General features: G+C 68.9%; 29 protein-coding genes. 28 read left to right on the plus strand and 1 reads right to left on the minus strand.

Annotation, left to right across the window (positions count from 1 at the left end):
- Positions 1 to 50 precede the first annotated feature (50 nt).
- The 7 genes from H6844_17185 (at position 51) to H6844_17215 (ending at position 4,141) form a co-directional block, all read left to right on the plus strand.
- Positions 51 to 1,112, plus strand: coding sequence for a threonine aldolase family protein (locus H6844_17185; protein ID MCB9931139.1), 1,062 nt, complete (start codon positions 51 to 53; stop codon positions 1,110 to 1,112).
- Between the two features lie 11 nt (positions 1,113 to 1,123).
- The gene (locus H6844_17190; protein ID MCB9931140.1) at positions 1,124 to 1,648 is read left to right on the plus strand and encodes a nuclear transport factor 2 family protein; all 525 of its coding nucleotides are present in this window, start codon (positions 1,124 to 1,126) and stop codon (positions 1,646 to 1,648) included.
- Positions 1,649 to 1,706: 58 nt separating this feature from the next.
- Positions 1,707 to 2,399: a carboxypeptidase regulatory-like domain-containing protein gene (locus H6844_17195; protein ID MCB9931141.1), complete on the plus strand. Its 693-nt coding sequence runs from the start codon at positions 1,707 to 1,709 to the stop codon at positions 2,397 to 2,399.
- A gap of 22 nt (positions 2,400 to 2,421) precedes the next feature.
- Positions 2,422 to 2,970: a protocatechuate 3,4-dioxygenase subunit alpha gene (gene pcaG, locus H6844_17200; GenBank protein ID MCB9931142.1), complete on the plus strand. Its 549-nt coding sequence runs from the start codon at positions 2,422 to 2,424 to the stop codon at positions 2,968 to 2,970.
- Between the two features lie 88 nt (positions 2,971 to 3,058).
- The gene (locus tag H6844_17205) at positions 3,059 to 3,283 is read left to right on the plus strand and encodes an AbrB/MazE/SpoVT family DNA-binding domain-containing protein (protein ID MCB9931143.1); all 225 of its coding nucleotides are present in this window, start codon (positions 3,059 to 3,061) and stop codon (positions 3,281 to 3,283) included.
- On the plus strand, positions 3,280 to 3,681 hold the full coding sequence (locus tag H6844_17210) for a type II toxin-antitoxin system death-on-curing family toxin (protein ID MCB9931144.1): 402 nt from the start codon (positions 3,280 to 3,282) through the stop codon (positions 3,679 to 3,681). Before H6844_17205 ends, H6844_17210 begins: the two co-directional genes overlap by 4 nt.
- Before the next feature lie 100 nt (positions 3,682 to 3,781).
- Positions 3,782 to 4,141, plus strand: coding sequence for a RidA family protein (locus H6844_17215; GenBank protein ID MCB9931145.1), 360 nt, complete (start codon positions 3,782 to 3,784; stop codon positions 4,139 to 4,141).
- Between the two features lie 167 nt (positions 4,142 to 4,308).
- Here the strand turns inward: H6844_17215 and H6844_17220 are convergent, their stop codons facing one another.
- On the minus strand, positions 4,309 to 5,391 hold the full coding sequence (locus H6844_17220) for an SDR family oxidoreductase (GenBank protein ID MCB9931146.1): 1,083 nt from the start codon (positions 5,389 to 5,391) through the stop codon (positions 4,309 to 4,311).
- A gap of 135 nt (positions 5,392 to 5,526) precedes the next feature.
- Here H6844_17220 and H6844_17225 point away from each other — a divergent pair, with 135 nt between their 5' ends.
- The 21 genes from H6844_17225 to H6844_17325 all read left to right on the plus strand — a co-directional run bounded on the left by H6844_17225 (position 5,527) and on the right by H6844_17325 (position 24,191).
- Complete coding sequence (locus H6844_17225; GenBank protein ID MCB9931147.1) at positions 5,527 to 6,816, plus strand: FAD-binding oxidoreductase; 1,290 nt, start codon at positions 5,527 to 5,529, stop codon at positions 6,814 to 6,816.
- A 127-nt stretch (positions 6,817 to 6,943) separates the two neighbouring features.
- Entirely contained in the window at positions 6,944 to 7,414 is a 471-nt protein-coding gene (locus tag H6844_17230; protein MCB9931148.1) for an Hpt domain-containing protein, read from the plus strand.
- Between the two features lie 170 nt (positions 7,415 to 7,584).
- Positions 7,585 to 8,241, plus strand: coding sequence for a DsbA family protein (locus H6844_17235; protein ID MCB9931149.1), 657 nt, complete (start codon positions 7,585 to 7,587; stop codon positions 8,239 to 8,241).
- Positions 8,242 to 8,275: 34 nt separating this feature from the next.
- Positions 8,276 to 9,373: an AAA family ATPase gene (locus tag H6844_17240; GenBank protein MCB9931150.1), complete on the plus strand. Its 1,098-nt coding sequence runs from the start codon at positions 8,276 to 8,278 to the stop codon at positions 9,371 to 9,373.
- A 571-nt stretch (positions 9,374 to 9,944) separates the two neighbouring features.
- Positions 9,945 to 11,720, plus strand: coding sequence for a hypothetical protein (locus tag H6844_17245; GenBank protein ID MCB9931151.1), 1,776 nt, complete (start codon positions 9,945 to 9,947; stop codon positions 11,718 to 11,720).
- 168 nt (positions 11,721 to 11,888) lie between these two features.
- On the plus strand, positions 11,889 to 12,356 hold the full coding sequence (locus tag H6844_17250; protein MCB9931152.1) for a YHS domain-containing protein: 468 nt from the start codon (positions 11,889 to 11,891) through the stop codon (positions 12,354 to 12,356).
- A gap of 260 nt (positions 12,357 to 12,616) precedes the next feature.
- Entirely contained in the window at positions 12,617 to 12,964 is a 348-nt protein-coding gene (locus H6844_17255; GenBank protein MCB9931153.1) for an AtpZ/AtpI family protein, read from the plus strand.
- A 105-nt stretch (positions 12,965 to 13,069) separates the two neighbouring features.
- Positions 13,070 to 13,792 carry a F0F1 ATP synthase subunit A gene (locus H6844_17260; GenBank protein ID MCB9931154.1) on the plus strand — a complete coding sequence of 241 codons (723 nt, stop codon included), beginning with the start codon at positions 13,070 to 13,072 and terminating at the stop codon, positions 13,790 to 13,792.
- Positions 13,793 to 13,875: 83 nt separating this feature from the next.
- Positions 13,876 to 14,100 carry a F0F1 ATP synthase subunit C gene (locus tag H6844_17265; GenBank protein MCB9931155.1) on the plus strand — a complete coding sequence of 75 codons (225 nt, stop codon included), beginning with the start codon at positions 13,876 to 13,878 and terminating at the stop codon, positions 14,098 to 14,100.
- Between the two features lie 164 nt (positions 14,101 to 14,264).
- On the plus strand, positions 14,265 to 14,756 hold the full coding sequence (locus H6844_17270) for a F0F1 ATP synthase subunit B' (protein ID MCB9931156.1): 492 nt from the start codon (positions 14,265 to 14,267) through the stop codon (positions 14,754 to 14,756).
- Positions 14,753 to 15,229: a F0F1 ATP synthase subunit B gene (locus H6844_17275; GenBank protein ID MCB9931157.1), complete on the plus strand. Its 477-nt coding sequence runs from the start codon at positions 14,753 to 14,755 to the stop codon at positions 15,227 to 15,229. Before H6844_17270 ends, H6844_17275 begins: the two co-directional genes overlap by 4 nt.
- 337 nt (positions 15,230 to 15,566) lie before the next feature.
- The gene (locus H6844_17280) at positions 15,567 to 16,160 is read left to right on the plus strand and encodes a DUF4255 domain-containing protein (GenBank protein ID MCB9931158.1); all 594 of its coding nucleotides are present in this window, start codon (positions 15,567 to 15,569) and stop codon (positions 16,158 to 16,160) included.
- The gene (locus tag H6844_17285; GenBank protein ID MCB9931159.1) at positions 16,160 to 16,990 is read left to right on the plus strand and encodes a hypothetical protein; all 831 of its coding nucleotides are present in this window, start codon (positions 16,160 to 16,162) and stop codon (positions 16,988 to 16,990) included. The genes H6844_17280 and H6844_17285 overlap by 1 nt, the downstream gene beginning before the upstream one ends.
- Before the next feature lie 21 nt (positions 16,991 to 17,011).
- Complete coding sequence (locus tag H6844_17290; GenBank protein MCB9931160.1) at positions 17,012 to 18,715, plus strand: phage tail sheath family protein; 1,704 nt, start codon at positions 17,012 to 17,014, stop codon at positions 18,713 to 18,715.
- Positions 18,716 to 18,758: 43 nt separating this feature from the next.
- Entirely contained in the window at positions 18,759 to 19,217 is a 459-nt protein-coding gene (locus H6844_17295; GenBank protein MCB9931161.1) for a phage tail protein, read from the plus strand.
- Between the two features lie 68 nt (positions 19,218 to 19,285).
- The gene (locus tag H6844_17300; GenBank protein ID MCB9931162.1) at positions 19,286 to 19,738 is read left to right on the plus strand and encodes a phage tail protein; all 453 of its coding nucleotides are present in this window, start codon (positions 19,286 to 19,288) and stop codon (positions 19,736 to 19,738) included.
- Positions 19,739 to 19,918 (plus strand): hypothetical protein, encoded by a 180-nt coding sequence (locus H6844_17305; GenBank protein MCB9931163.1) that lies wholly within the window; start codon positions 19,739 to 19,741, stop codon positions 19,916 to 19,918. It begins immediately after the preceding gene.
- A gap of 3 nt (positions 19,919 to 19,921) precedes the next feature.
- On the plus strand, positions 19,922 to 20,647 hold the full coding sequence (locus H6844_17310) for a peptidoglycan-binding protein (GenBank protein ID MCB9931164.1): 726 nt from the start codon (positions 19,922 to 19,924) through the stop codon (positions 20,645 to 20,647).
- Positions 20,648 to 20,660: 13 nt separating this feature from the next.
- Positions 20,661 to 22,424: a Rhs element Vgr protein gene (locus tag H6844_17315; GenBank protein MCB9931165.1), complete on the plus strand. Its 1,764-nt coding sequence runs from the start codon at positions 20,661 to 20,663 to the stop codon at positions 22,422 to 22,424.
- A gap of 97 nt (positions 22,425 to 22,521) precedes the next feature.
- Complete coding sequence (locus H6844_17320) at positions 22,522 to 22,878, plus strand: GPW/gp25 family protein (GenBank protein ID MCB9931166.1); 357 nt, start codon at positions 22,522 to 22,524, stop codon at positions 22,876 to 22,878.
- Positions 22,879 to 23,114: 236 nt separating this feature from the next.
- Positions 23,115 to 24,191 (plus strand): porin, encoded by a 1,077-nt coding sequence (locus H6844_17325; protein ID MCB9931167.1) that lies wholly within the window; start codon positions 23,115 to 23,117, stop codon positions 24,189 to 24,191.
- Positions 24,192 to 24,268 lie beyond the last annotated feature (77 nt).

Genomic DNA, 24,268 nt, shown 5'->3' on the forward strand with positions numbered 1-24,268 from the left:
CTCTGTCGTCGTAACCGTGGAGGTCTCCCCGTCGTTCCCGAGGTCCTGCCATGCCCCCCGTTCTCGAAGTCGACCTGATCAGCGACACCGGCACCCGCCCCACCGCCGCCATGCGCCAGGCCATGGCCAGCGCCGAGGTCGGCGACGAGCAGGCGGGCGAGGACCCGACCGTCAACAGGCTGGTGGCAATGGCCTGCGAACTGACCGGGCACGAAGCCGCGGTCTATCTGCCATCCGGCACCATGTGCAACGCCATCGCCTATCGCCTCTATTGCCGCCAGGGCGACGGCGTCATCCTGGACGAGCTGGCCCACCCGATCCACGCGGAGGCCGGCGGGCCGGCGGCGCTGTCCGGTGCGATGATGATCACGGTCAAGGGCGAGCGGGGCATCTTCACCGCCGACCAGGTGCGGGGCGCCATCCGCCCCTACAAGCACAACCGCGTCGTCGCCAAGGCCGTCTCGGTCGAGCAGACCTCGAATTTCGGCGGCGGCGCCGTCTGGCCCTACGAGACTTTGAAAAGCGTCAGCGAGACCGCGCGCGAGCACGGCCTCGCCGTGCACATGGACGGCGCCCGCCTGCTGAACGCGGCGGTGGCCAGCGGCCGGCCGGCGCGGGACTATGCCCAACTCTGCGACACCACCTGGATCGACCTGTCGAAGGGGCTCGGCTGCCCGGTCGGCGCGGTGCTGGTGGGCTCGAAGGACGCGATCCACGAGGCCTGGCACTGGAAGCACCAGTTCGGCGGCTCCATGCGCCAGGCCGGCATCATCGCCGCCGCCGGCGTCTATGCGCTCGGCCATCACATCGAGCGCCTGGCCGACGACCACGAGAACGCCCGCCGGCTCGCCCGCGGCCTCGCCCAGATCGAGGGCATCGAGCTGGACCCGCCGGACATCGCCACCAACATGGTGTTTTTCGACTGCGGCGGCCTCGGCATCACGAACCAGGAGATGAACCGGCGGCTGTTGCAGCACGGCGTGCGCATCGGCGCCGGCTATGGCCCGCGCGGCCTGATGCGCGCCGTCACCCATCTGGACGTGGACGCCGCCGGCATCGACAAGGCGCTGGCCGCCGTCCGTGCCGTCGCCGGCGACGTGCGGCCGAACTGAGGGCGCCCACCATGAGCGACGCCGCCGAAACCGCCAGCCGCATCGCCGCCCTGGAAGCCCGGCTCCGCCTCTTGGAGGACAAGGAGGAAATCCGGGCGTTGCGCGACTCCTACCACGCCTGCATCAATGACGGCCGCTTCGGCGCGATTGCGGACCTGTTCACCGACGATGCCCATGTGAAGCTCGGCTATCTGGCGGAATACCGGGGCCGGGCCCAGATCGACGCCGGCTTTTGCGGCATGGGCGAGCGCGAGCGCTTCTTCATCAAGCAGTACATCCACAGCCACCGCATCGCCGTCGACGGCGACACCGCCACCGGCACCTCCTACCTGCAGGCGACCTATGGCCGCTTCGGCGTCTCCTATCTGGTGGCCGGGCGCTATGACGACCGCTATCGGCGCACCCCGGACGGCTGGCGCTTTGCGGCCATGGTGGCGGAGTTGGACTACACCGTGCCCGCCGGCGTCGGCTGGAGCGGCGACGAGCGCCACTATCTGGATCCGAAAAACCTGCCGGCCGGCCTCCGCCGCACCTAGCCGGCGTCATGGCGCTGTCCTAGACTGGGTGGCAAAGACACCAGAGGAGCCGCCCCGCATGACCCGGATCTACGAACCCTTCGGCGGACCGACCCAGCCGGACCTGCGCACCCAGCGCTATTTCCGCACCACCACCACCGCGCCGGCCGAACCGCTGATCCCACTGCCGCGCACCCTGACCGAGACCAGCGGCCCGGCGTTCGACGCGCGCGATCTGGGCGGCCTCGGCACGGATATCTCCAACAACAACACCGTGCTCGGCTCGCTGATGGTGGTCGCCGGACAGGTGACGGACGAGGACGGCCGGCCGGTGCCGAACGCCCTGGTCGAGGTCTGGCAGGCCAACGCCTCCGGCAAATACCCGCACGAGGTCGACGCGCGCCCCGCGCCGCAGGACCCGAATTTCACCGGCGCGGCGCGGATGCTGACCGATGCCGAAGGGCGCTATCGCTTCACCACCATCAAGCCCGGCGCCTATCCGGTGCCGAACACCGGCAACTGGTGGCGGCCGCCGCACATCCATTTCTCGCTCTATGGCGAGGCGTTCGCGAGCCGGCTGATCTCGCAGATGTTCTTCCCGGGCGAGCCCCTGAACGCCATTGACGGCATCCTGCAGGCGATCCCCGACGCCGCCGCCCGCACCCGCCTGATCGCCCGGCCGGACGAGAGCCTGGGCATTCACGAAATGGCGCTCGGCTTCCGCTTCGACATCGTGCTGCGCGGCCGCAATGAAACGCCGATGGTCGACTGAGACCGAGGGAGAGTTTTCCGCCATGACCCGCCCCACCGCCGCCCAGACCCTGGGCCCGTTCTACAACTACGCCTTCCTGCGTGCCGGCGAGCACGACCTGACCCGGGGCGGCCAGCACGGCCCCGCCATCACCGTCACCGGCAAGCTCTACGACGGCGAGGGCGCGGCCCGCCGCGACTTTCTGATGGAGTGGTGGCAGGCGGATGCCTCCGGCCAGTATGCCACCGGCGCCGACGCCGCCTTCCGCGGCTTCGGGCGCTGCATCACCCGGCCGGACGGCTCGTTCACCTTCGTCACGGTCAAGCCGGGCGCGGTGCCGTTCGACGCCGAGCCGGGCGGCAATCGCTGGCAGGCGCCGCACGCGGCCCTCGGCATTTTCGGCCCCGGCCTGATGCGCCGCATCGTGACCCGGGTCTATTTCGCCGACGAGGACAACAGCGCCTGCCCGGTGCTGTCGCTGGTGCCGGAAGCGCGGCGCGGCCGGCTGATCGCCGTGAAAGAGAGCGAGGCCAGCTATCGCCTCGACATCCGCATGAACGGCGAGGGCGAAACCCCGTTCTTCGCCGAATAACCCCGCGGCGACGGGGGCCAGCGGGGCGGGCCTTGCGGCCAGGACTTATAATGCTTATTATAATGGCCTGACCCGAGGACCCGCAGCCATGCACAAGCTGAAACTCACCACCGTCGGCAGTTCGACCGGCGCCGTGTTCCCCAAGGAACTCCTGGCCAAGCTGAACGTGGCCAAGGGCGACCACCTCTATCTGGTGGAAACGCCCAGCGGCTATCTGATCACGCCGTACGATCCGGAAGTCGCCGAGCAAACCGGCGTCGCCTTTGACTTCATGAACGAATATCGCGACACGTTGCGCGCCCTCGCCAAATGAGTGAGCGCGCGGAACCGCGCTGGCTTTTGAAGGAAACGGTTCTGATCGCCCATGCACGCAGCCTGGCCGACCACGGCGGGCCGGAGGGGGTTCGGGACGACGGTCTTCTGGAGTCAGCATTGGCGCGTCCCCGCCAACTTGCGGCGTATGGCGACCCTCCGCCGGATATTGCGGCCCTGGCGGCGGCCTATGGCGTCGGGCTGGCGCGCAATCACCCCTTTGTCGATGGCAACAAGCGGATCGCCTTCATCGCGGCCGGTGCGTTCTTGCGCCTGAACGGCCACCGATTGACCGCAGACAAAGTCGATGCGTACCGCACCTTCATCGCCCTCGCCGACGGCAGCCTGAGCGAGGCTTTGCTGGCGGAGTGGATCCGCCGCAACAGCGCGCCGGTCTGAGACGGGGCCGGACGCGGGCGCCACCCCCTTCCCTATCGTGCGGCACGGCCTTAGGCTCGGTCGTCCAAAAAACCTCCGACTTGAACAGGAAGCCTGCCTCATGGCCATCGAACGTCTCGACATCACCTCCGGTCCCGGCCCGCGCATGAGCCGCTGCGTCATCAACGGCGACATGGTCTATCTGAGCGGCCTGGTCGCGAGCGACATCAAGCTGGACGTCAAGGGCCAGACCCAGAATATCCTCGACCAGATCGAAGGCTATCTGCAGCGCGCCGGCACCAGCAAGTCGAAGCTGCTGACGGCCCAGCTCTGGCTCACCGACATGGGCAATTTCGCCGCCATGAACGCGGTCTGGAACGCCTGGGTCGACCCGGAGAACCCGCCGACCCGCGCCTGCGTCAAGGCCGACCTCGCCCGTCCGGAAATCCTGGTGGAGATCATGGTGACGGCCACGAAATAGGCCGGCCCGAACCGCCGCTCAATATCCAGCTCTCCCGGACGCGGCAACGCCGCGATCCGGGATCTCTCGCCCCCGGACCAGGCGGCCGGAGATCCCGGCTCAAGGCCGGGAAAGCAAGGGGCCGGGAAAGCGAGAAGCCGGGAAGGCGGACGGGCGCTGCCCGCGCCTCAGGCCGGCAGCCAGCGCTCGCGCTGCAGGCGCTGGAGCCACCAGACCAGACAGTCTTCCGTGTCCACCGCGTCGTGGAAGCCGGCCTGGTACAGTTTCACCGGGCTCAGCACCGACGGCGCCGGGTGTTCGATACCCGTCGCCAGCGAGCGGTCGGTGAACTCCCAGCTGGAGCCGATCCACTCCGCCAGCGTGTGGCGGCGCAGGTCGTATTTCTCCACCATCTCGGCCCAGACCGCCTCCTCGCCCGGCATGGTCCGTTGCAGGAACTCCTCCTGCGGCTCGGCCATGGGCATGTTGAACACCTCGGCGATGGCGCCGAAAATGTGCGGCCAGACCAGCACGTCGCCATTGATGATGTTGAAGGTCTGGTTCGCCGCCGTCTCCGCCGTGCCGCCCCAGACGATCGCCTCGGCCAGCAACCGCGTGTCGGTGGCCGCCGTCACCAGCGGGCCGCCGCCCGGAAACGCCAGCGGACGCCCCTGCTCGCGCCGGATCGCCGCCCAGGCGCCCAGCGCGCCGATCAGGTTCATCGGGCTGCCGAGCGCATTGCCGAGAAGCGCCTGCGGCCGCCAGATCGAGAAGCTCCAGCCCCGGCCCAGCGCCTGGCGCTCGCGAATCAGGTCTTCCTGCAACCAGTAGAAATTCTCATGGTCGTGCCGCGGCCAGCGCTCCTTGGCCGGCACGCGGATCGGCTCCACATGCACGCCATAGGCCTTGGTGCCCTGCAACAGCGCCACATGGCGCAGGTCGGGCGCGTTCGGCTCGATCGCGTCCAGCAGGTTCAGCAGCATGGCGCGGTTCACCGCCATCTGCTCCGGATCGCGCCAGCCGGCCACCAGTTCCGGCTTTTCATAGAGCGCGGCGAAGACGATGTCGGTCAGGCCGCTCAGCCCGCCCAGCCGCGCGCGGCAGGCGGCCGGGTCGGTCAGGTCGACGGCCAGGTGCAGGGCTCCGGGCAGACGCGGGTCGCGGCGCGAGACGGCAATCACGTCCGCCTCGCCCTCGGCCAGCAGGTGTTCGACCACCGCCTTGCCGACCAGGCCCGTTGCGCCCGCCACCAGTACCCGGCGTTTCGTCATGACCGTCCTCGCTTCCGTCTCAGAGCTTTTGCGTCCCGGCGTCGGGCATGGCAGTCTGGCCCAAGCCCACTCCGGGGGCAATACGGCCCCGGACCGCCGCCGCCCCCGCCCGCCTGCTCGAGATGCCGCCCCGCCATGTTCGATCCCAAAACCGTCAAGAATGCCCCGTTCTGGTGGGATGAAGTCCCGCGCCCGACCGGCGAGCCGCCGGCGCTGCCGCCGGAGGCCGACATCGCCGTGATCGGCTCGGGCTTCACCGGGCTTTCCGCCGCGCTGACCGCACTCCGCGCCGGGCGGCAGGTGACCGTGTTCGAGGCGAACGAGCCGGGCTACGGTGCGTCCTCGCGCAATGGCGGCGGCGTCGGCGCCGCGCCCTTCAAGCTCAAATATTCCGAGGCCGAGGCCAAGCTGGGGCGGGAGGGCGCGGTGCGCCTGTTCCGCGAGGGCATCGCCAGCATCGAGCACCTGGAGCACCTGATCGAGACCGAGCAGATCCGCTGCCACTACAAGCGCTCCGGCCGCTTCACCGGCATCCACCGCGCCAGCGCCGAGGCGGGCCTGCGCAAGGAAGTGGAGTTGATGCAGGATCGGCTGGGCCTGCCGGTGGAGATGGTGTCGAAGGCCGACCAGCACGCCCATATCGGCAGCGACTATTATCTGGGCGGCCGCTTCAACGCCCGCGACGGCGTCGTGCATCCGGGCCTGTTGCACCAGGGCCTGCTGGACCGGGTGCAGGCCGCCGGCGGGCTGGTACTGGGGCAGACGCCGGTGCGTTCCGTGAAGCGCGAGGGCGCGACGCTCGCCTTGCAGACGCCGCGCGGCACGGTGAAGGCGCACAAGCTGGTGGTGGGCACCAACGGCTATACCGGCGGCGCCATTCCCTGGCTGGAGCGGCGCTTCATCCCCGTCACCTCCAACATCATCGCCACCGCGGAAATGGACCCGGCGCTGGTGCGCCGGCTGGTGCCGCGGGACAACATGATCATCGATACCAAGCGCACGGTGCACTATTACCGCGCCTCGCCCGACGGCACGCGCATCCTGATGGGCGGCCGGCCGGCCATGCGGGAAGCGCACTGGAGCGTGTCCGCGCGCATGCTCTACGACTTCATGGGCCAAGTCTGGCCGGAGTTGAAAGAGGTTCCGATCACCCATGCCTGGGGTGGCAGCCTGGGCTTCACCTTCGACAAGCTGCCGCACATCGGCGAGCATGACGGCATCCATTACGCCGGCGGCTATCTCGGCTCCGGCGTCGCCATGAGCAACTATCTGGGCCACAAAATGGCGTTGCAGGCCATGGGCGACCCGGCCGGCGAGACCGCTCTGGACAACCGCACCTTCCCAACCATGCCGTTCTATTCCGGCAATCCCTGGTTCCTGACGGCCGTCGCCGCCTATTACCGCTTCCGCGACACCTACGGCTGAGCCCGCAGCGGCGGCGGCGCCGCCATTTTTGCGCGAATTGCCGGGACCGGGTTTCGTCGCTCCTTCATCGCTTTGCGGTTCAATCCGGTTTCGGGCGGACGGGGTCATCCTCGCGAAGGCGGTTGGGATGTCGAACGATCAAACACCAAGGGAACTGGGTCCCACGGACCCAACCGCCGTAGAGCGCGCGCGGGCGGTGGTCGAGCGCTTGCGCTGGGTCTATGTCTGCGACTGGGCGCCGGAAGCACTGGACGAGATGGAGGCGGCGGTGCTGGCGCTGCGCCGCTATGCCCGCGAGGGCGAAGACGGCGAGGCCGCGCGGCACGATGCGGTGCTGCGGCTCAGCCATGCCATGAAAGGCCAGGCCCACACGTTCGGCCTGGACCTGCTGGCGGATTTCGCCGCTTCCATCCACGCCATCGCCCGTGCCGCGCGCCGCATCGGCGAGCGCGAGGCGGACGTGGTCCTGGCCCATATCCTGGCGATGCGCACCGCCCTCTCGGCCGCCGCCAACGATGCGGACGGACTGGTTCATACTGGGCTGGAGCGGGACTTGCGGCAGAATCTCCGCCGCATCGTCCGCAGCACCCTGAACTGAACCGGACCGCCCGGCGGCCCGTCCCTTCCGGCCGGCGCGCGGCACACTGCGGACTGGAACCGCAGCGGCCGCGCCCTTACCTATGCGCTTGCAACCGCCGGCACCGGGGCGTTGGCACCCCGGCGAATCGGCACTATCAACGCAAACGAACAGAAGGAGGCATGGGCGCCATGTCCAAGCTTTGGTTGATCGGTCGGCGAGCGGCGCTCGCTCTTGTCGCGACCGCCGCCGTTTCCCTGAGCCTGGGCGGCGGCGTTCCGGCCGGGTCCCAGGCACGGGCGGCCGACACCGGCGACCTGGCCGTGGAGATCGGCCCGGACGAGCATGTCATCGGCGATGCGAACGCGCCGGTGACCATCGTCGAATACGCCTCGCTCACCTGCCCGCACTGCGCCCGGTTCCAGACCGAGGTGCTGCCGGAGGTGAAAAAGCAATTGCTCGACACCGGCAAGGCGCGCCTCGTCTTCCGCGATTTTCCGCTGGACCAGCTGGCGCTGCGCGCGGCCGCGCTGGTGCGGTGCGCCCAGCCGCTGCAACGCCCGGCCATGCTAAGCCTGCTGTTCGAGACCCAGCAGACCTGGGCCACCAGCCAGGACCCGCTGGGCGCGCTCGACCAGATCGGCCGGGCGGTGGGCATGTCCTCGGAGGTCGTGCAGAAATGCCTGAACGACCAGACCCTTTTGGACGCGGTCATCGCGCAGCGCCTGGAGGGCGAGAAGAAGTACAACGTGAACTCCACCCCCAGCTTCGTCATCGGCGGCAAGCTCTATGCCGGCGAGATGTCGGTGGAGGAGATCGCGAAACTGGTCGCCGACGCCACCCCGTAACAGCGGCTCGCAGCCGAAGCCGCCAGGAGCCCCAGTGCATCTCACGCGCCTGCGCCTTGCCGGCTTCAAGTCCTTCGTCGAGCCGACGGAACTGCGAATCGAACCGGGCCTGACCGGCGTGGTCGGCCCGAACGGTTGCGGCAAGTCCAATCTGGTGGAGGCGCTGCGCTGGGTCATGGGCGAAAGCGCGGCCCGGCAGATGCGCGCGACCGAACTGGACGACGTGATCTTCGCGGGCACCGCCGCGCGCCCGGCCCGCAATTTTGCCGAGGTGGCGCTGGCGCTCGACAATCCGGACGGCCTGGCGCCGGCGCCCTATCGCGACCAGGCCCAGATCGAGGTGGTGCGCCGCCTGCCGCGGGGCGGCAGCAGCGCCTATCGCATCAACGGCCGCGGCGCCCGCGCCCGCGACGTGAAGCAATTGCTGGCCGACGCCGCCACCGGCGCCCGCTCCACCGCCATCGTCGCCCAGGGCCAGATCGGCGCCTTCGTCGCCGCCAAGCCGACCGAGCGGCGCGGCGTGCTGGAGGAAGCCGCCGGCGTCGCCGGCCTCTATTCCCGCCGCCAGGAAGCGGAAAGCCGGCTGCGCGCCGCCGACGCCAATCTGGAGCGGCTGGACGACGTGCTCGCCACGCTTGCGACCCAGCGCCAGGGGCTGGAAAAGCAGGCGCGTCAGGCCCGGCGCTACCGCAAGTTGCAGGAACAGTTGCGCGAGGCGGAGACGGCCTTGCTGGCGCTGCGCTGGCAGGCGGTCGCCGCCGCGGAAGCGGAGGCCCGCCAGGCCGTGCGCGCCGCCCAGGCGGCCGAGGATGCCGCCGCCCGCGAGGCCGCGCACGCCGCCAAGCTCCAGGCCGATGCCGCCGCCGCGCTGCCGGCGCTGCGCAAGGCCGAGGCCGAGGCCGCCAACGCCTGGCAGCGCCTCGCCGTCGAGCGCGACCGCAAGAGCGAGGAAGCCAAGCGCGTCGCCGCCGAACAGACCCAGCTCGCCGGCCGCATCGCCTCGCTGGAAGGCGACCTGAAGCGCGAGGCGGACCTGGCGGCGGAAGCCGCGGCCGCGCTCGCCGCCCTCGCCGCGGAAGCCACCGGCCTGGAGGCGGAGCAGGACGCGGCCAGCGCGCGGGCGCGGCGCTGAAAGCCGCCGTGGACACCGCCCAGGCCACGCTCGCCGCCGCCGAGGCCGAGGCCGAGGCTGCCGGCCGGGCGCTCGCCGCCGCCGAGGCCGAACGCAAGGCGGCGGAGCGGACGCGGCAGGAGGCCGAATCGCGCCTCGCCACCCTGGCCCGGCAGGCGGAGCAGGCGACCCGCGACCATGCCGCCGCCGCCCGGGACCTGCCGTCCGAGGACGCCATCGCCGCGGCCACGACGACCGCGCACGCGGGCCGGCGCAAGCGCAACGCGCTGCAGGAGGCCCAGACCCGGGCCCGCGAGGCGGAGGCGGAGGCGGAAAAGGCGGCGGCCCGGGCCGGCGAACAACGCCAGGCCGCCGAGCGCCGCCGGCTGCAATGCAAGACCGAGGCGGACACGCTGCGCAAGATCCTGGCCGGCGTGAAGGCGCCGCTGCTGGACCTGTTGCAGGTGGAGCCGGGCTATGAGCAGGCCCTGGCCGCGGCGCTGGGCGACGACATCGCCGCCGACCTCGACACCGCCAAACCGCTGCACTGGCGCGGCGGCCTCGACGAGCCGGACCAGCCGCTGCCCGCCGATTGCGACGGCCTCGGCCGCCATGTGCGGGCGCCGGATGCGCTCCACCCCCGCCTGAGCCAGATCGGCATCGCGCCCGACCCGCTCACCGCCGCCGCCATGGCGCCGACGCTCAGGCCCGGCCAGCGGCTGGTGACGCGCTATGGCGGCCTCTGGCGCTGGGACGGCTACACCGCCCTGCCCGGCGCGCCCACGGCCGCGGCGCAACGCCTGGAACAGCGCAACCGCCTGGCCGCGCTGGAGCGCGAACTGAAAGCCGCCGACACGGCGCTGGCCGAGGCGACCGCCGCTGCGGCCAAGGCCAAGGCCGGGCGCGAGCAGGCGCTGGCGGCCCGCAACGCCGCGCGCGAGGAGCTGCGCGCCGCCGAGGGCGAACTCGCCCGCGCGGACCAGCAGGCCAGCCGCCTCTCCCAGGCGGCCGCGGTCGGCGCCTCGCGGGTGCAGGTGCTGCAGCGAGACGGTGGAACGGCTCGCGGGCGAGCAGGCGGACTGGCAGCAGCGCCTGGGCGAAGCGACGGACGTGCTGGCAAGCCTCGCCGACCCCGCCGCGGCCCAGGCCGCGCAGGCAAGCGCCCGCGCCGCGGTCACCACCGCCTGGGACGCCTGGCTCGCGGCACGCGAGGAGCACGACCGCCACAGCCGCGCCGCCGGCGCGCCGCCGCCAGCGCCTGGAGGCCATCGCCCGCGACCGCGCTGGCTGGCAGCGCCGGGCCAGCGACGAACACGGCGCTGCCCTGCGCGCGCGCCTGGCCACGGAACAGGCCCGCGCCGTGGAACTGGCGGACAAGCCGGCGACGCTCGCCGCCGACCTGGAAGCGCTGGCCGACCGGCTGATCGACGCGGAGGCCGAGCGCCGGGTCGCCGCCGACCGTCTCGCCGCCGCCGAGGCCGCGCTGGCCGAGCGCGACCGCGGGCTGAAAGCGGCCGAATCCGCGGCAAGCCAGGCGCGCGAATCCCGCATCCGCGCCGGCGCCGCGCACGAGCAGAGCCAGCAGGCCACGACCCATCTGACCGAGCGCATCCGCGAGCGGCTGGCGCTCTCGCCCCAGCACTTGCCGCCGCCGCCGCAGGGCGCCGCGGAAGGCGATCTGGAACAGCGGCTCGCCCGCCTGCAACGGGAGCGGGAGGGGCTCGGCACCGTCAACCTGCTGGCGGACGAGGAGATCACCGCCCTCGACGACCAACTGGCCACCCTCACCGCCGAGCGGGACGACCTGACCGCCGCCATCGCCAAGCTGCGCCGCGGCATTGGCGACCTGAACCGCAATGCGCGGGAAAAGCTGCTGGCGGCATTCGAGAGCGTCAACGGCCATTTCGGCCGGCTCTTTACCCGCCTCTTCGGCGGCGGCGAGGCGCAGTTGCGGCTGGTGGGCGACGACGACCCGCTGGAGGCGGGGCTGGAAGTGTTCGCCTGCCCGCCCGGCAAGAAACCGCAGGCGCTGACCGCGCTTTCCGGCGGCGAGCGGGCGCTGACGGCGGTGGCGCTGCTATTCGCCGCCTTCCTCACCAACCCGGCGCCGATCTGCGTGCTGGACGAGGTCGACGCGCCGCTGGACGACGCCAATGTCGACCGGCTCTGCCGCCTGATCGAGGAAATCGCCGACGAGGCCGGCACCCGCTTCCTCTGCATCACCCATCACCGGCTGACCATGGCCCGCATGGACCGGTTGTTCGGCGTGACCATGGAGGAAAGGGGCGTGTCGCGGCTGGTCTCGGTCGACCTGCGCCAGGCGGATTCGCTGCGCCAGATGCAATTGCCCTTGCGGGCGGCGGAATAGCCCCCGCTCACCTCCCCACCCGCTCACCTCCCCACCCACTCACCTCACCGCCCACTCACCTCACCGCCCGCTCACCGGCAATTGACCCGGTACGGCCGGAGTGTGAACGGCGGCGGTCGGGCATTCCGGCTATGGTGCGGAAAACGCAGACGCCTAAGGAGCCCCGCCATGCGCCCTCTCTTCCATACCCTCGCCCTGTTGCTGGTCGTTGCCTGGACCGGCAGCGCGCTTGCCGGCGATGTGCGCCAGAATCTGGGCCCGGACGGTCTGGCGCTGAAGGGCTATGACCCGGTCGCCTATCAGACCGAGGGCGCGGCCGTGCCGGGCAAGGCGGCCTTCACGGCCACCCATGACGGCGCCACCTACCGCTTTGCCAGCGCGGGCAACCGCGACGCCTTCGCCGCCGACCCGGCCCGCTACACGCCGGCCTTCGGCGGCTATTGCGCCATGGCCATGGTGTTCGCCAAAAAGGTGGACACCGACCCCACCGCCTTCCGCGTCGTCGACGGCCAGCTTTATCTCAATTTCAACCAGGCGGTTCGGGACCGCTGGTTGCAGGATGTTCCCGGCAACATCGCCAAGGCCAACGCCAACTGGTCCGTCGTCGCCGACAAGCCCGCGTCCGCCCTGCAATAGGCGGGCGTTCCGCCGGCTTCCGCCGGCCCTTCCCCCGGCCCGCGTCGCCGGCGGGAGCGGAGCCCGGATTCCTCCCGCTCCGTTCGGCCCCTAGCCGAACTGTGGCAAGTAAGCGCAAGGCTGCGCAGGGTGCATTGACCCTTCTCCCCAGACCCGCCTATGTTCCGCCCGCCTTGCACCGGGGCGGCCGCTCTCGGGATGCGATGTTGCGGGCGGACAGTTCAAGGCGCTGACAAAGCGAACCAGGCAGCCAACCCGCAATGAGCGATCCCAGGCCTTCGGACGATTTCGACAAACGCCTTGCCGCCGCGCGCGCGCAACAGGAGTCGCAGATCCGGCCGAAGCGGAGCGTTGCTTCGATGTCGGGCGCGGCCGTCGGTTTTCGCATCGCGGTCGAGATTCTGGCGGCAGTGGCCGTCGGGGTCGCGATCGGTCTGATGCTGGACGGATGGCTGGGCACAAAGCCCTGGCTGCTGATTCTGTTCTGCATGCTGGGGTTCGGTGCGGCTTTGGTCAATGTGATGCGGACGGCGCGCGAGATGGATCGCAAGCGCCGGGAAGCAAAACAGGCCGGTGCCGAACCGGATCGCGTTAAAGACGACCAGTAGACGACACGAAACGGGTAAACGACCGTGGCATCGACCGGACACGCCGACCAGGCTCAGAACGCAGCGTCACACGCTGTGGACGCCGCTCTGCAACACGCCGAAAAGGTGATCGATCCGCTGCACCAGTTCCAGATCTGGCCGATCCTGGACATCCATATCGCGGGCTTGAACCTGTCCTTCACCAATTCCTCGCTGTGGATGGTGATCGCGTCGGCAGTAGCCTTCGGCATCATGTGGATGGGCATGCGCAATGCGCAGCTGGTGCCGGGCCGGATGCAGGTAATCGCGGAAATGCTGTATGGCATCGTCGCCAACATGCTGCGCGACAATGTCGGCGACGAGGGCAAGAAATACTTCCCGCTGATCTTCACCCTGTTCCTGTTCGTGCTGTTCGGCAACGTGCTGGGCCTGATCCCCGGCTCGTTCACCTTCACCAGCCATCTGGCGGTGACCTTCTTCATGGCGGCGGTGATCTTCATTGCCGTCACCGTCATCGGCATCGTGCGCCACGGCACGCATTTCCTGCGGCTGTTCTTCCCCGAAGGCGCGCCCGGCTGGACCGCGGTCATCCTGGTGCCGATCGAACTGGTGTCCTATCTCTCCCGTCCGGTCAGCCTGTCGGTGCGTCTGTTCGCCAACATGGTGGTGGGCCACACCCTGCTGAAGGTGCTGGGCGGGTTTGCGGTGCTGATGGGCGCAGCCGGCGTGCTGCCGCTGGCCCTGCTGGTGCCGATTACCGCGCTGGAGTTTCTGGTTGCGGCGTTGCAGGCCTATGTGTTCACCATTCTCACCTGCATCTACCTGCACGACGCAATTCACCTGCACTAGGCGGCCCTGACCGGCTGGCCGGTGTTCCCAACCTTGATCCCTTGTAACCCGCTCGAACGAGTACGCTTAGAGGAGTTTTCGACATGGAAGCGGATGCCGCGAAACTGATTGGCGCTGGCCTGGCTGCGATCGGCATGATCGGTGCCGGTATCGGTGTGGGCAATGTCTGGTCGTCCTACATCTCGGCGATTGCGCGCAACCCGGCCTCGAAGGACGAGATCGGCGCGAACATCTGGATCGGCTTCGCCGTTACCGAAGCCATCGCGCTGTTCGCCCTCATCGTCGCGCTGATCGCGCTGTTCGCCTAAGACCGGTTGCCGGGCCAGGGGTCGCGGGGTGCGGGGTTCCACCCGACCGCGGCCAGGCCCGACAACTCGTTCGAGCGGCGGTGCGCCGGCGGGGACGATCCCAGTCCCCCGTCGGCGCGGCGCACTCCGGTCGGCGGATCGCCTAGCTCCCTTGGAGCCGAACAATGCCCCAGTTTGAACCAACATGGTTTGCCAGCCAGATTTTCTGGTTGGTGATCGTGTTTTATCTGTTTTACCGCCTGCTGAAATCGCGGGTGGTCCCCGGCGTCGCCAGCCTGCTGGCCGAACGCGACGCCCGCATCCAGGGCGACCTGGAACTGGCGCAACGCCGCCGGGACGAGCTGGAAGAGATGCGCGCCGCCTATGAGGCGAATCTCGCATCCGCCCGCGCCGAAGCCCAGGCGGAACTGGCCTCGGCCCAGGCCCGCATGGCCCAGCAGCAGGCCGCGGCGCTGGAGCAGGTCGGCCAGGAACTGGCCGCGCAGGCCACCGAGGCCGAGAAGCGCATCGCCGCCGAAAAGGATGCCGCGCTCGCCGATATCCGCACGGTTGCGGTCGAGGTCGCGACGGCTGCCAGCGGTCGCCTGTCCGGTGGCTCGGTCGATGCCGCGCGGATCGAATCCGCCGTTGACGCCAGCATGGAGGCCCGCCGATGACCCCCGAACTCGTCGTCGCCGCTGCGCTGCTCATCTTCCTCGCCCTGGTGTGGTGGAAGGGTCGCGCCGCGATCCTCGCCGTGCTGGACAAGCGGACCGATGCGATCCGCAACCAGCTGGACGAAGCCCGCCGCCTGCGCGAAGAGGCGGAGGCCATGTATGCCGACATCGCCAAGAAGCAGCAGGAAGCCACGGCCACCGCTGCGGCCATGATCGAAGAGGCCCAGGAACAGGCCGGCCGCATCGAGCGGGAAGCGGAAACTGCGCTGCAAGCCGCCATTGCCCGTCGCCGCGAGCAGGCGCTGGAAAAGATCGGCCAGGCGGAAGCCGAAGCCCTGCGCGAGGTTCGCGCCAAGGCAGTCGACATCGCCATCGAGGCCAGCCGCCGCGTGTTGGCGGAGGACATGGCCGGCGCGTCCGGTCAGGCCGCCGTCGATGCCGCGATTGCGGAACTGCCGCGCCGGCTCAACTGAGCCGCAAGCCACTCTGGTTGCCGGGGCTCCGCCCCGGTCGGATCGGGCGCCGGTCCCCCAACGGGGGCGGGCGCCTTTTCTTTTGCCGACACCCCAAGGCCCAAGCCCGCGCGGTCCGCCGTGGCCGCGGGGAAAATGCACCTGTTCTCATGGTTGTACAGGAATCGGCCTTGCACCCAACCGCAAAACCCATAAGCTGTTCGCAACGCTCAACCCGTTGATCCAACGGCCCAGGGATCGGACGACGCGGTATGGATGACCGAACAGCCAGTGACAGTGGCTTGTCGCCCCGGCCCGGACCGTCAGCGGAACGGCATCAGGGGCAGAACCACACGCCATGATTGATCGCGCCCTCGAACTCATCGCCAGCCGATTGAACCAGCATTTGCGGGTGCGGCTGCGGTCGGACGAGGATCTGGTGGTGGTCACCAATGCGGTCGACACCGACGGTTCGCCGAGCAAGCTGATCGACGACAAGCTGGCGCTGTTCATCGTCAATATCGAGAAAGAGACCGTCTCGCGCGTGCCGCCGCCGCCCATGATGCCCGGCGACCGCTTCGCCATCCACCGCGAGCCGCTGCGGCTCAACATGCTGGTGATGCTGGCGGCCGGCTACACCGACGGCAATTATCTCCAGGCGCTGAAGCATGTGGCGACGGCCGTGCGCTTCCTCCAGGCCAACGCCGTCTTCACGCATCAGAACGCGCCGGAAATGGACGCGGGGCTGGACCGGGTCGTGCTGGAAATCCAGAACCTGCCCACCCAGGAACTCAGCCATCTCTGGGGCGTGTTCGGCGGCCGCTACCTGCCCTCGGTGCTCTATTCCATGCGCACGGTCTCGATCGCGCCCGAGGCGCTGGACGACGTGGCCGAGCCGATAACGGCGCCGGAGGTGGCGCTGGCCAGGGTCGGCGGAAGGGGGGCATCCTGATGCGCTTCCGCCCGCTGGTCACGCTCACGCTGGAGCACGCCTTCTATGCCGAGGGCGTCGCGACCGGCGTGCGCTTCGTGCCGGACGCGGCGACGGCGCGGCGCCTCGCCGCCCGCTGGTATGCCTGGCGCGGCCAGGGCGGCCGGCTCACGATTGCCGTGGACGCGGCCGACCTGCCGCCCGCGGACGCCGCCCCCTTCCGCTTCCTGGTCTGGCCGACCGACCCGGACCTGCCCGCCGCCAGCGAGGCGTTCCTGAGCGACGGGCCGCAAATGGCGGTGCTCTCCACCGACGCCGGGGTGCGCGAGGACGACGGCCGCTGGCGGCTGCACGCCGGCGACTGTGTGAACGCCGCCGATCTGGCCGACCCCGAAGCCGACGCCGGTCCCCACCCGGCCGTGCCCGGGCGCCGACCGTTGCTGGAAGTGCGCCTCGCCCCGCCGGAGGGCGATACGTCGCCGCCGGAGGGCGATACGCCTCCGCCACTGGAGACCGTCGTCCGGCTGGCGAGCCGCAAGGTGTTCTGGACCTATCTGGTGCAGGGCGCGGCGGATCGCGGGCCGCTCAGCGTCGTCGACGCCGCGGGCGAATTGCGGTTCGAGGCGGTGGACGAGACGCCCCTGCCCGGCCGGGCGCCGGCGCAGACCTTCCGTTCCGCCGACCCGCTCGCGCTGGCGGAGCGGCCGCCCTACCGTTTTCAGCTGCGCGAACAGGGCAGCGTCGCCGAGCGGGTGCTGATCCGCCGCCTGCCCGGCGCCGGCAACCGGTTTCGCCCCATCCCCGGCCAGCCGGACGGGGCGATGCAGGCGGAGATATTCGTTCATGTCTAACAGCCAGAGGAACCCCTAGCCATGGCCGTGATGAAGACCCCCGGCGTCTATATCGTCGAGAAGGACGCCTTCCCCAATTCCATCGTCGAAGTCGCGACGGCGGTGCCGGTGTTCATCGGCCACACGGAAAAGGCGGTGAACGGCAATCGCTCGCTGCGCAACGTGCCCTGGCGGATTTCCTCCATGGCGGAGTTCATCACCTATTTCGGCGCGCCGCCGCCGGCGCAGTTCGGGCTGACCACGAAACAGCCGGAAGCGCGGGACGACATCTATGCGGTGACCCCGGTGCAGGACCCGGCGGATATCAGCCTGGGCGGGACCGACTACTGGCTGCCGCAGACCTCGACCCCGTATCTGATGTCGGCGGCCATGAGCCTGTTCTTCCAGAACGGCGGCGGCCCCTGCTACATCGTCTCGATCGGCGGCTATGGCGACGACTTCGACGCCTCGAAGATGACCAAGCCGCTGATCGCGCTGGAGAAAGAGCAGGAGCCGACGCTGGTGGTGGTGCCGGAGGCGGTGCGCCTCTCGCATCAGGACTGCATCAGCGTGCAGCAGGCGATGCTGGCGCATTGCGGCAAGATGATGAACCGGTTTGCCGTGCTCGACGTCTGGGACGGCTGGCGCGACCGGCAGGACCCGGCCGGCGACATGGTCGACGCCTTCCGCGACAAGCTGGGCATCAACTTCCTGAACTATGGCTGCGCCTATTACCCCTGGGTCAACACCACCATCTACCAGACCCGCGACATCTCGTTCAGCCAGTTCGACGACGACGGCAAGACGGCCTTGCAGACCCTGTTGCGGGCGGAACTGGGCCTGCCCGCGGCCTCCGATGGCGGCAATGCTCCGGCGGGAGGCGGCGCCTCGGCGGGGGGCGACACCCCGGCGGGAGGCGGCGCCTCGGCGGGGGGCGACACCCCGGCGGAGGGTGAAACCGCGGCCGAAGGCAACGCGAGCGCCGGCGGTGCAGCCGCCCCGGCGGCCAGCAGCCTGACGCCGGCGCAGCAGCAGTTGGAGAAGGCGATCGCCTCCATCACCGACGACTGGACCGGCAAGCCCGACGACAAGGCCATGCTGGAGAAAATGCTCCAGACCCAGAGCCTGCTCTATCGCGAACTGACCGGGCATATTGCCGGCAAGCTGAACCTGATCCCGCCGGCGGCGGCCATGGTCGGCATCTACACCATGGTGGATGCCACCCGCGGCGTCTGGAAGGCGCCGGCGAATGTCAGCCTGGCCTCGGTGGTCTCGCCGACCGTCAACATCTCCAATGCCGAACAGGAGGACCTGAACGTCACGCCCATGGGCAAGTCGATCAACGCGATCCGCCCCTTCATCGGCGAGGGCGTGCTGGTCTGGGGCGCGCGCACGCTCGACGGCAACAGCCTGGACTGGCGCTATATCAACGTGCGCCGCACCATGATCATGATCGAGGAATCGGTGCGGCTGGCGGCCAAGGCCTATGTGTTCGAGCCGAACACCGCCAACACCTGGATCACGATCAAGGCCATGATCGCCAACTTCCTGACCGGCATCTGGAAGGCCGGCGGCCTGGCTGGCGCCGTGCCGGAGGATGCGTTCAGCGTGCATGTGGGCCTGGGCGAGACCATGACGGCGAACGACATTCTGGAGGGCATTCTGCGCGTCACCGTCCTGCTGGCGCCGACGCGGCCCGCCGAGTTCATCGAGATCACCTTCCAGCAACAGCAGCAGCGCTCGTAGGGCGCCGCGCCGACCTATCCGCACGACCTAAGGAGACACCCCCATGGCCGACGACGGTTCCGCCCAAAGCACCAGCATCTGGCCCATTCCCAAGTTTCACTTCCAGGTGAAATGGGACAGCAACGTCATGAGTTTCCAGGAGGTTTCGGGCCTCGACGTGGAGGCCCAACCGATCGAGTATCGCGCCGGCGACAATCCGGTGTTCAGCACGGTGAAAATGCCGGGCATCAAGAAATACTCGAACATCACCATGAAGAAGGGCGTGTTCAAGTCCGACAACAAGTTCTGGGACTGGTTCAACCAGATCAAGATGAACACGATCAAGCGCATCCCGATCACGATCAGCCTCTTGGACGAGTCCGGCTCGCCGACCATGGTCTGGACGCTGACCAACGCCTTCCCGACCAAGATCACCGGAACCGATCTGAAGTCGGACGGCAACGAGGTCGCGGTCGAGACCATCGAGATCGCCCACGAAGGCCTGACCATCGCCAACGGCTAGCCGGCCATCCCCGAGCCCCGGGCCATGCCCGGGGCTCGTCCGTTGCCGAGCATTGGGTGACTGCGCCTATGGCCCTCAACCCCTATCCCCTGCCCGCCTTCCATTTCAAGGTCACCATCCTGGACACGAACAAGTCCGACACCGCGTTTCAGGAGGTGGACGGGCTGGCGTCCAAGATCGACGTCGAGGAGGTCGGTGAAGGCGGGGAGAACAATTTCAAGCACCATTTGCCCAAGGGAATCAGCCACCCGAACCTGGTGCTGAAACGCGGCGTCACGGTCATCGGCTCGCCGCTGGTGACCTGGTGCAAAAGCGTGCTGGAAGGCGGCTTCGCCAAGGCGATCCAGCCGAAGACCGTGCAGGTGTCGCTGTTGAACGCCGCCGGCGGGCCGGATCGGTTCTGGAACATCGCCAACGCCTATCCGGTGGCGTGGACGGTGGAGGCGTTCAATTCGACCAAGAACGAAGTGGCGCTCGAACGGATCGAGCTGGCCTATACCGAAATCAAGAGGATGTTCTAAGTGGCGGTCGAAATCCGCAACCTGACCATACATTGCGAGCTGGAGCCCGACGGCAGCAGGGCCGAGCCGCGGGGCGACGAGGCCCGTCTTGCCCAGGCGCTGCGGGCGCTGCGACGGGAAATGATGGCCGAGTGCGACCGCCGCATTGCCGAGGCGCTCCGCCGGCAGCGGGAGCGCTGAGCCATGGCCGGGCTGACCAAGCTCACCATCCAGGCCTGCACCCTCTCCAAGAGCGGCGCCGTAACGCCGAAGACGGGCGCGGCCGATACCTTCACCGCGCTGATCAACCCGGCCGAGCTGGAGCGGGCCTTCGGCATCGACTATGGCAGCGACCAGGATCCGGACATCCCGATCAACGGCAACAGCCAGAACAAGAAATACGCGCGCTATGTGCCGGAGTCGGTGTCGTTCGCGCTGGTGCTGGACTCCACCGGCGTGGTGCCGCCGGCCACGCCCGCCCCGCCCGGCAGCCCGCCACCGGAGCCGACCCCGGTCGCGACCCTGATCGAGCAGTTGAAATCGGTCTGCTACACCTACAAGGGCGACTATCACGAACCGAACGTGGTCAAGCTGAACTGGGCGGAGAATTTCGACAATTTCCACGGCCGTACGCGGGAGTTGAACCTCAGCTACACCCTGTTCAAGCCCACGGGCGAGCCGCTGCGGGCCAAGCTGAAGCTGAAATTCGTGCGCTATACCAGCAATGCCGAGGCGCAAAAGGAAAAGGGCGACAACTCGCCGGACATGACCCATGCGGTGATCGTGCGCGACGGCGATACCCTGCCGCTGCTCTGCGAGCGCATCTATCGCGATGGCTCGCACTATCCGATGGTGGCGCGGTTCAACGGCCTGACCGATTTCCGGTCGCTGCAACCGAACACCGTGCTGCATTTCCCCCCGCTGACCTGAGCCAGGATCGGGCATGGCCACCTCTCCGCTGGAAACCACCGAAGGCGTCGTCTCCGTGACGGTGAAGGCCGACGGCACCGCCATCGACGGCGAGAACCTGCTGCGGGTCGACATCGAATTCGCGGTGAACCGCCTCAGCCGCGCCCGCTTTGCCTATGCCGATGGCGATCCCGGCTTCAGCGGGTTTCCGCTGACGGACGCCAAATTCGCCCCCGGCACCAAGGTGGAGATCGCCGCGGGCTATGGCACCGATGCGCCGAAGACGCTGTTCAAGGGCGTGGTGGTGGCCCAGCGGCTCGCCATCAGCGGCGAAAACGATGCGGAACTGGAGGTGGAGTGCCTGCACGAAGCGGTGAAAATGACCCTGGCCCGCAGCAATACCGTGACCGAGAAGGCGAAGGACAGCGCCGTCATCGCCAAGCTGGTCCAGGATGCCGGGCTGTCGGCAACCGTGGACAGCACCGCGCCGGAATTCACCAGGCTGGTGCAGTTCGACGCCACCGACTGGGATTTCCTGCTGGCGCGCGCGGAGGCAAACGGCCTGGTGGTGGTGCCGACCAATGACGGCCTGACCGTGACCGCGCCGGACGCGACACAGTCGGCGACGCTGGTGGTGACCTATGGCACCGACCTGATCCGCTTCGACGGGCAGGTGGATGCGCGGCCGCAGCGCGCGCAGGCCCAGGCGTCGACCTGGGACGTGGACAGCCAGGCGGTCCGCTCCGAGATCGCGGCCGCACTCGGCCAGAGCCAGGCCGGCCCCGGCAATCTGGCGCCCGGCACGCTCGCCGACGCGTTTGGCGGCGAACCGGCGCTGTTGCAGACCGCGGCCGTGCTGGGCGACAGCCTCTCGCCCTGGGCCAAGGCGCGGCAGTTGCGGGCCGCGCTGGCGGCGAACCGGGCGAGCCTGACCTTTCCGGGCTCGGCCAAGGCGGTGCTGGGCGAGACCATCGAACTGGCCAATCTGGGCGACCGGTTCAGCGGCACCGGCTATATCGGCGCCGTCCGCCAGCGCATCCGCGCCGGCAGCTGGACCACCACGGTCGAGACCGGCATCGACCCGGACACCCATGCCGAGCGCCACAGCATCGCCAACCCGGACGCCGCCGGCCTGGTGGCGCCGATGCAGGGGTTGCAGATCGGCAAGGTGCAGAAACTCCAGGAAGACCCGGACAATCTCTACCGGATCGAGGTGAAGCTGCCGCTGCTGGGCGACGACCAGCCGGCGGTGTGGGCGCGGCTGGCGGGCTTTTACGCCTCGAACCAGTTCGGCGGCTTCTGGCTGCCGGAAATCGACGACGAGGTGGTGGTGGGCTTCCTGAACGACGACCCGGCCCAGGCGGTGGTGCTGGGCAGCGTCTACAATCCGAAGCTGAAGCCGCCCTACGACATGGAAGACCAGAACAACACCAAGGCGGTGGTGACGCGCGAGAAAATGAAGGTCGAGTTCGACGAGGAAAACAAGAAAATCACCATCACCACCCCGGCCGACAACCGGATGATTTATGACGACTCGTCCAAGACCATCACCGTCCAGGACGAAACCGGCAACAAGATCGAGCTTTCCACCAGCGGCGTGCTGATCGACAGCCCGAAGGACATCACCCTCAAGGCCCAGGGCAATATCAGCATGACCGCGACCATGAATGTCGACATCAAGGGCCTGAACGTCTCGGCCAGTGCCGACACCGCCTTCTCCGCCACCGGCAACGCCACCGCCAAACTGAGCGGCAGCGCCTCGACCACGATCGAGGGCGGCGTGGTCATGATCAACTGAGGAGGCCCGAACCGTGCGACGTCCCGGTCCCGACGCGGCCTTCCTCGGCACCGGCTGGGCGTTTCCGCCCGCCTTTGCCGGCGCCGACGGCGCCGCCATGATGGTCTCCGCCGAGGAGGACATCCGCCAGAGCCTGACCATCCTGCTGCGCACCCGGCCGGGCGAGCGGGTGATGCAGCCGGACTATGGCTGCGGCATCTACCGCTATGTGTTCGATATCATGGACGCCAACCTGGAAGCGAACCTCCAGGACGAGATCCGCCAGGCCATCCTGTTCTTCGAGCCGCGCATCCGCCTGGACGCGGTGACCGTGACGGTGCGGGATTCCCTGGGCGGACGGCTGGACATCACGATCGTCTACACGGTGCGGGCCACCAACAATCGCAGCAATATCGTGTTCCCGTTCTACCTGAACGAGGGCACGCTGGTGCCGGCCGACGCCGCTCCCACCTGATCCCTCCCACCTGATCGGACCCGGCCGGATCATCTGCCGTTGAATGGGGTTTGTGGGTTTTTGTATTGCGAATGACTCTCATTCGCTTATTGTGGCCGCGACCGCAAGGCCTTGCGGTTCGCTCCCCTCCCACCCGACGAATGGAGACATCGGCCATGCCGCCCCACTCGCCGACGGCCGGCGCACGCGCGCCGCGCCGCACCCTTTTTGCGTTTCCAAACAGGACACGGCCGGCCATGCCGCCCCGCACCGACGCGGCCCTGATCGGCGCCGCCCTGATCGCCGCCGCCCTGGCCTGGCCCGGCGCCGCGGCGGCCGGAGGCTTCGACATGACCCTGGGCGGCTTCATGACCCAATGGATCGGCTATGCCTCGACCGACGCCGGCGGCGGCGAGGATGTCAGCGGCTTCGATACCCAGGCCGACGCCGAAATCCACTTCATCGCCCACACCAACCTGGACAACGGTCTCAAGGTCGGCGTGCAGGTGCAGCTCGAAGCGGAGACCAGCGACGACCAGATCGACGAGGCCTTTCTGTTCCTGCGCGGCGATTTCGGCGAACTCCTGCTGGGCAGCGAGGACGGGGCGGCCTATGCCATGCACTATGGCGTCGCCTCCCAGGGCATCGGCCTCGACGATGGCGAAGCCGGCAACTGGATCCTGGGCGTCAGCGCGGAATTGTTCACCACGGCCACGTTCTTCTTCCGCGACGACGACGCCAACAAGGTCCGCTATCTCTCGCCGCGCGTCGCGGGCTTCCAGTTCGGCGTCAGCTACGCCCCGGAAGGCGTCGAGGACGACGATGCCTTCCCGACCGAGGCCAAGAACGACGGCACGACCGCCGAGCAGATCGTACAGGCCGCGGTCAACTACGAACACACTTTCGGCGACCTGAGCGTGGCCGCGTCGCTGGGCACGGAAGTCTTCGGCGATACGAACGGCACCAGCGGCCAGGGCGCCTATATCGTCGCCAGCGGCCTGGAATTGGGCTATGGCCCGTTCGGGGCCTCCTTCGCCGTTTCCTACGAAAACGAGCCGACCGTCGGCTTCGAGGAGCGTACTGTGGCCGGCGGCAGCGTCTTTTACGCCAGCGGCCCCACCGGCGTGTCGCTGGCGCTGATATACGGCACGGCCGACGCCACCGGCGGCGGGGACGACGCGGACCAGGTCTCGGTCGAACTGGGCGGGCATTACGACCTCGGCCCCGGCGTCAGCGCGCAGGCGTCCGTCTACTATGTCGACTACGATGCCGGTACCGGCGGCCGGGATTCGTCCGGGTTCGCAGCGGTCGGCGGCATCACCCTGGCGTTCTGACCCCCGGGCTTCCGACCGGGCGCCCGGCCCGGTCGGGGGCGATTGCGCAGCGCCGCCCGCGCCGGCAAACTGTTCCC

Source organism: Alphaproteobacteria bacterium (genome assembly GCA_020638555.1).
In the GTDB taxonomy this organism is placed as follows: Bacteria; Pseudomonadota; Alphaproteobacteria; order Bin95; family Bin95; genus JACKII01.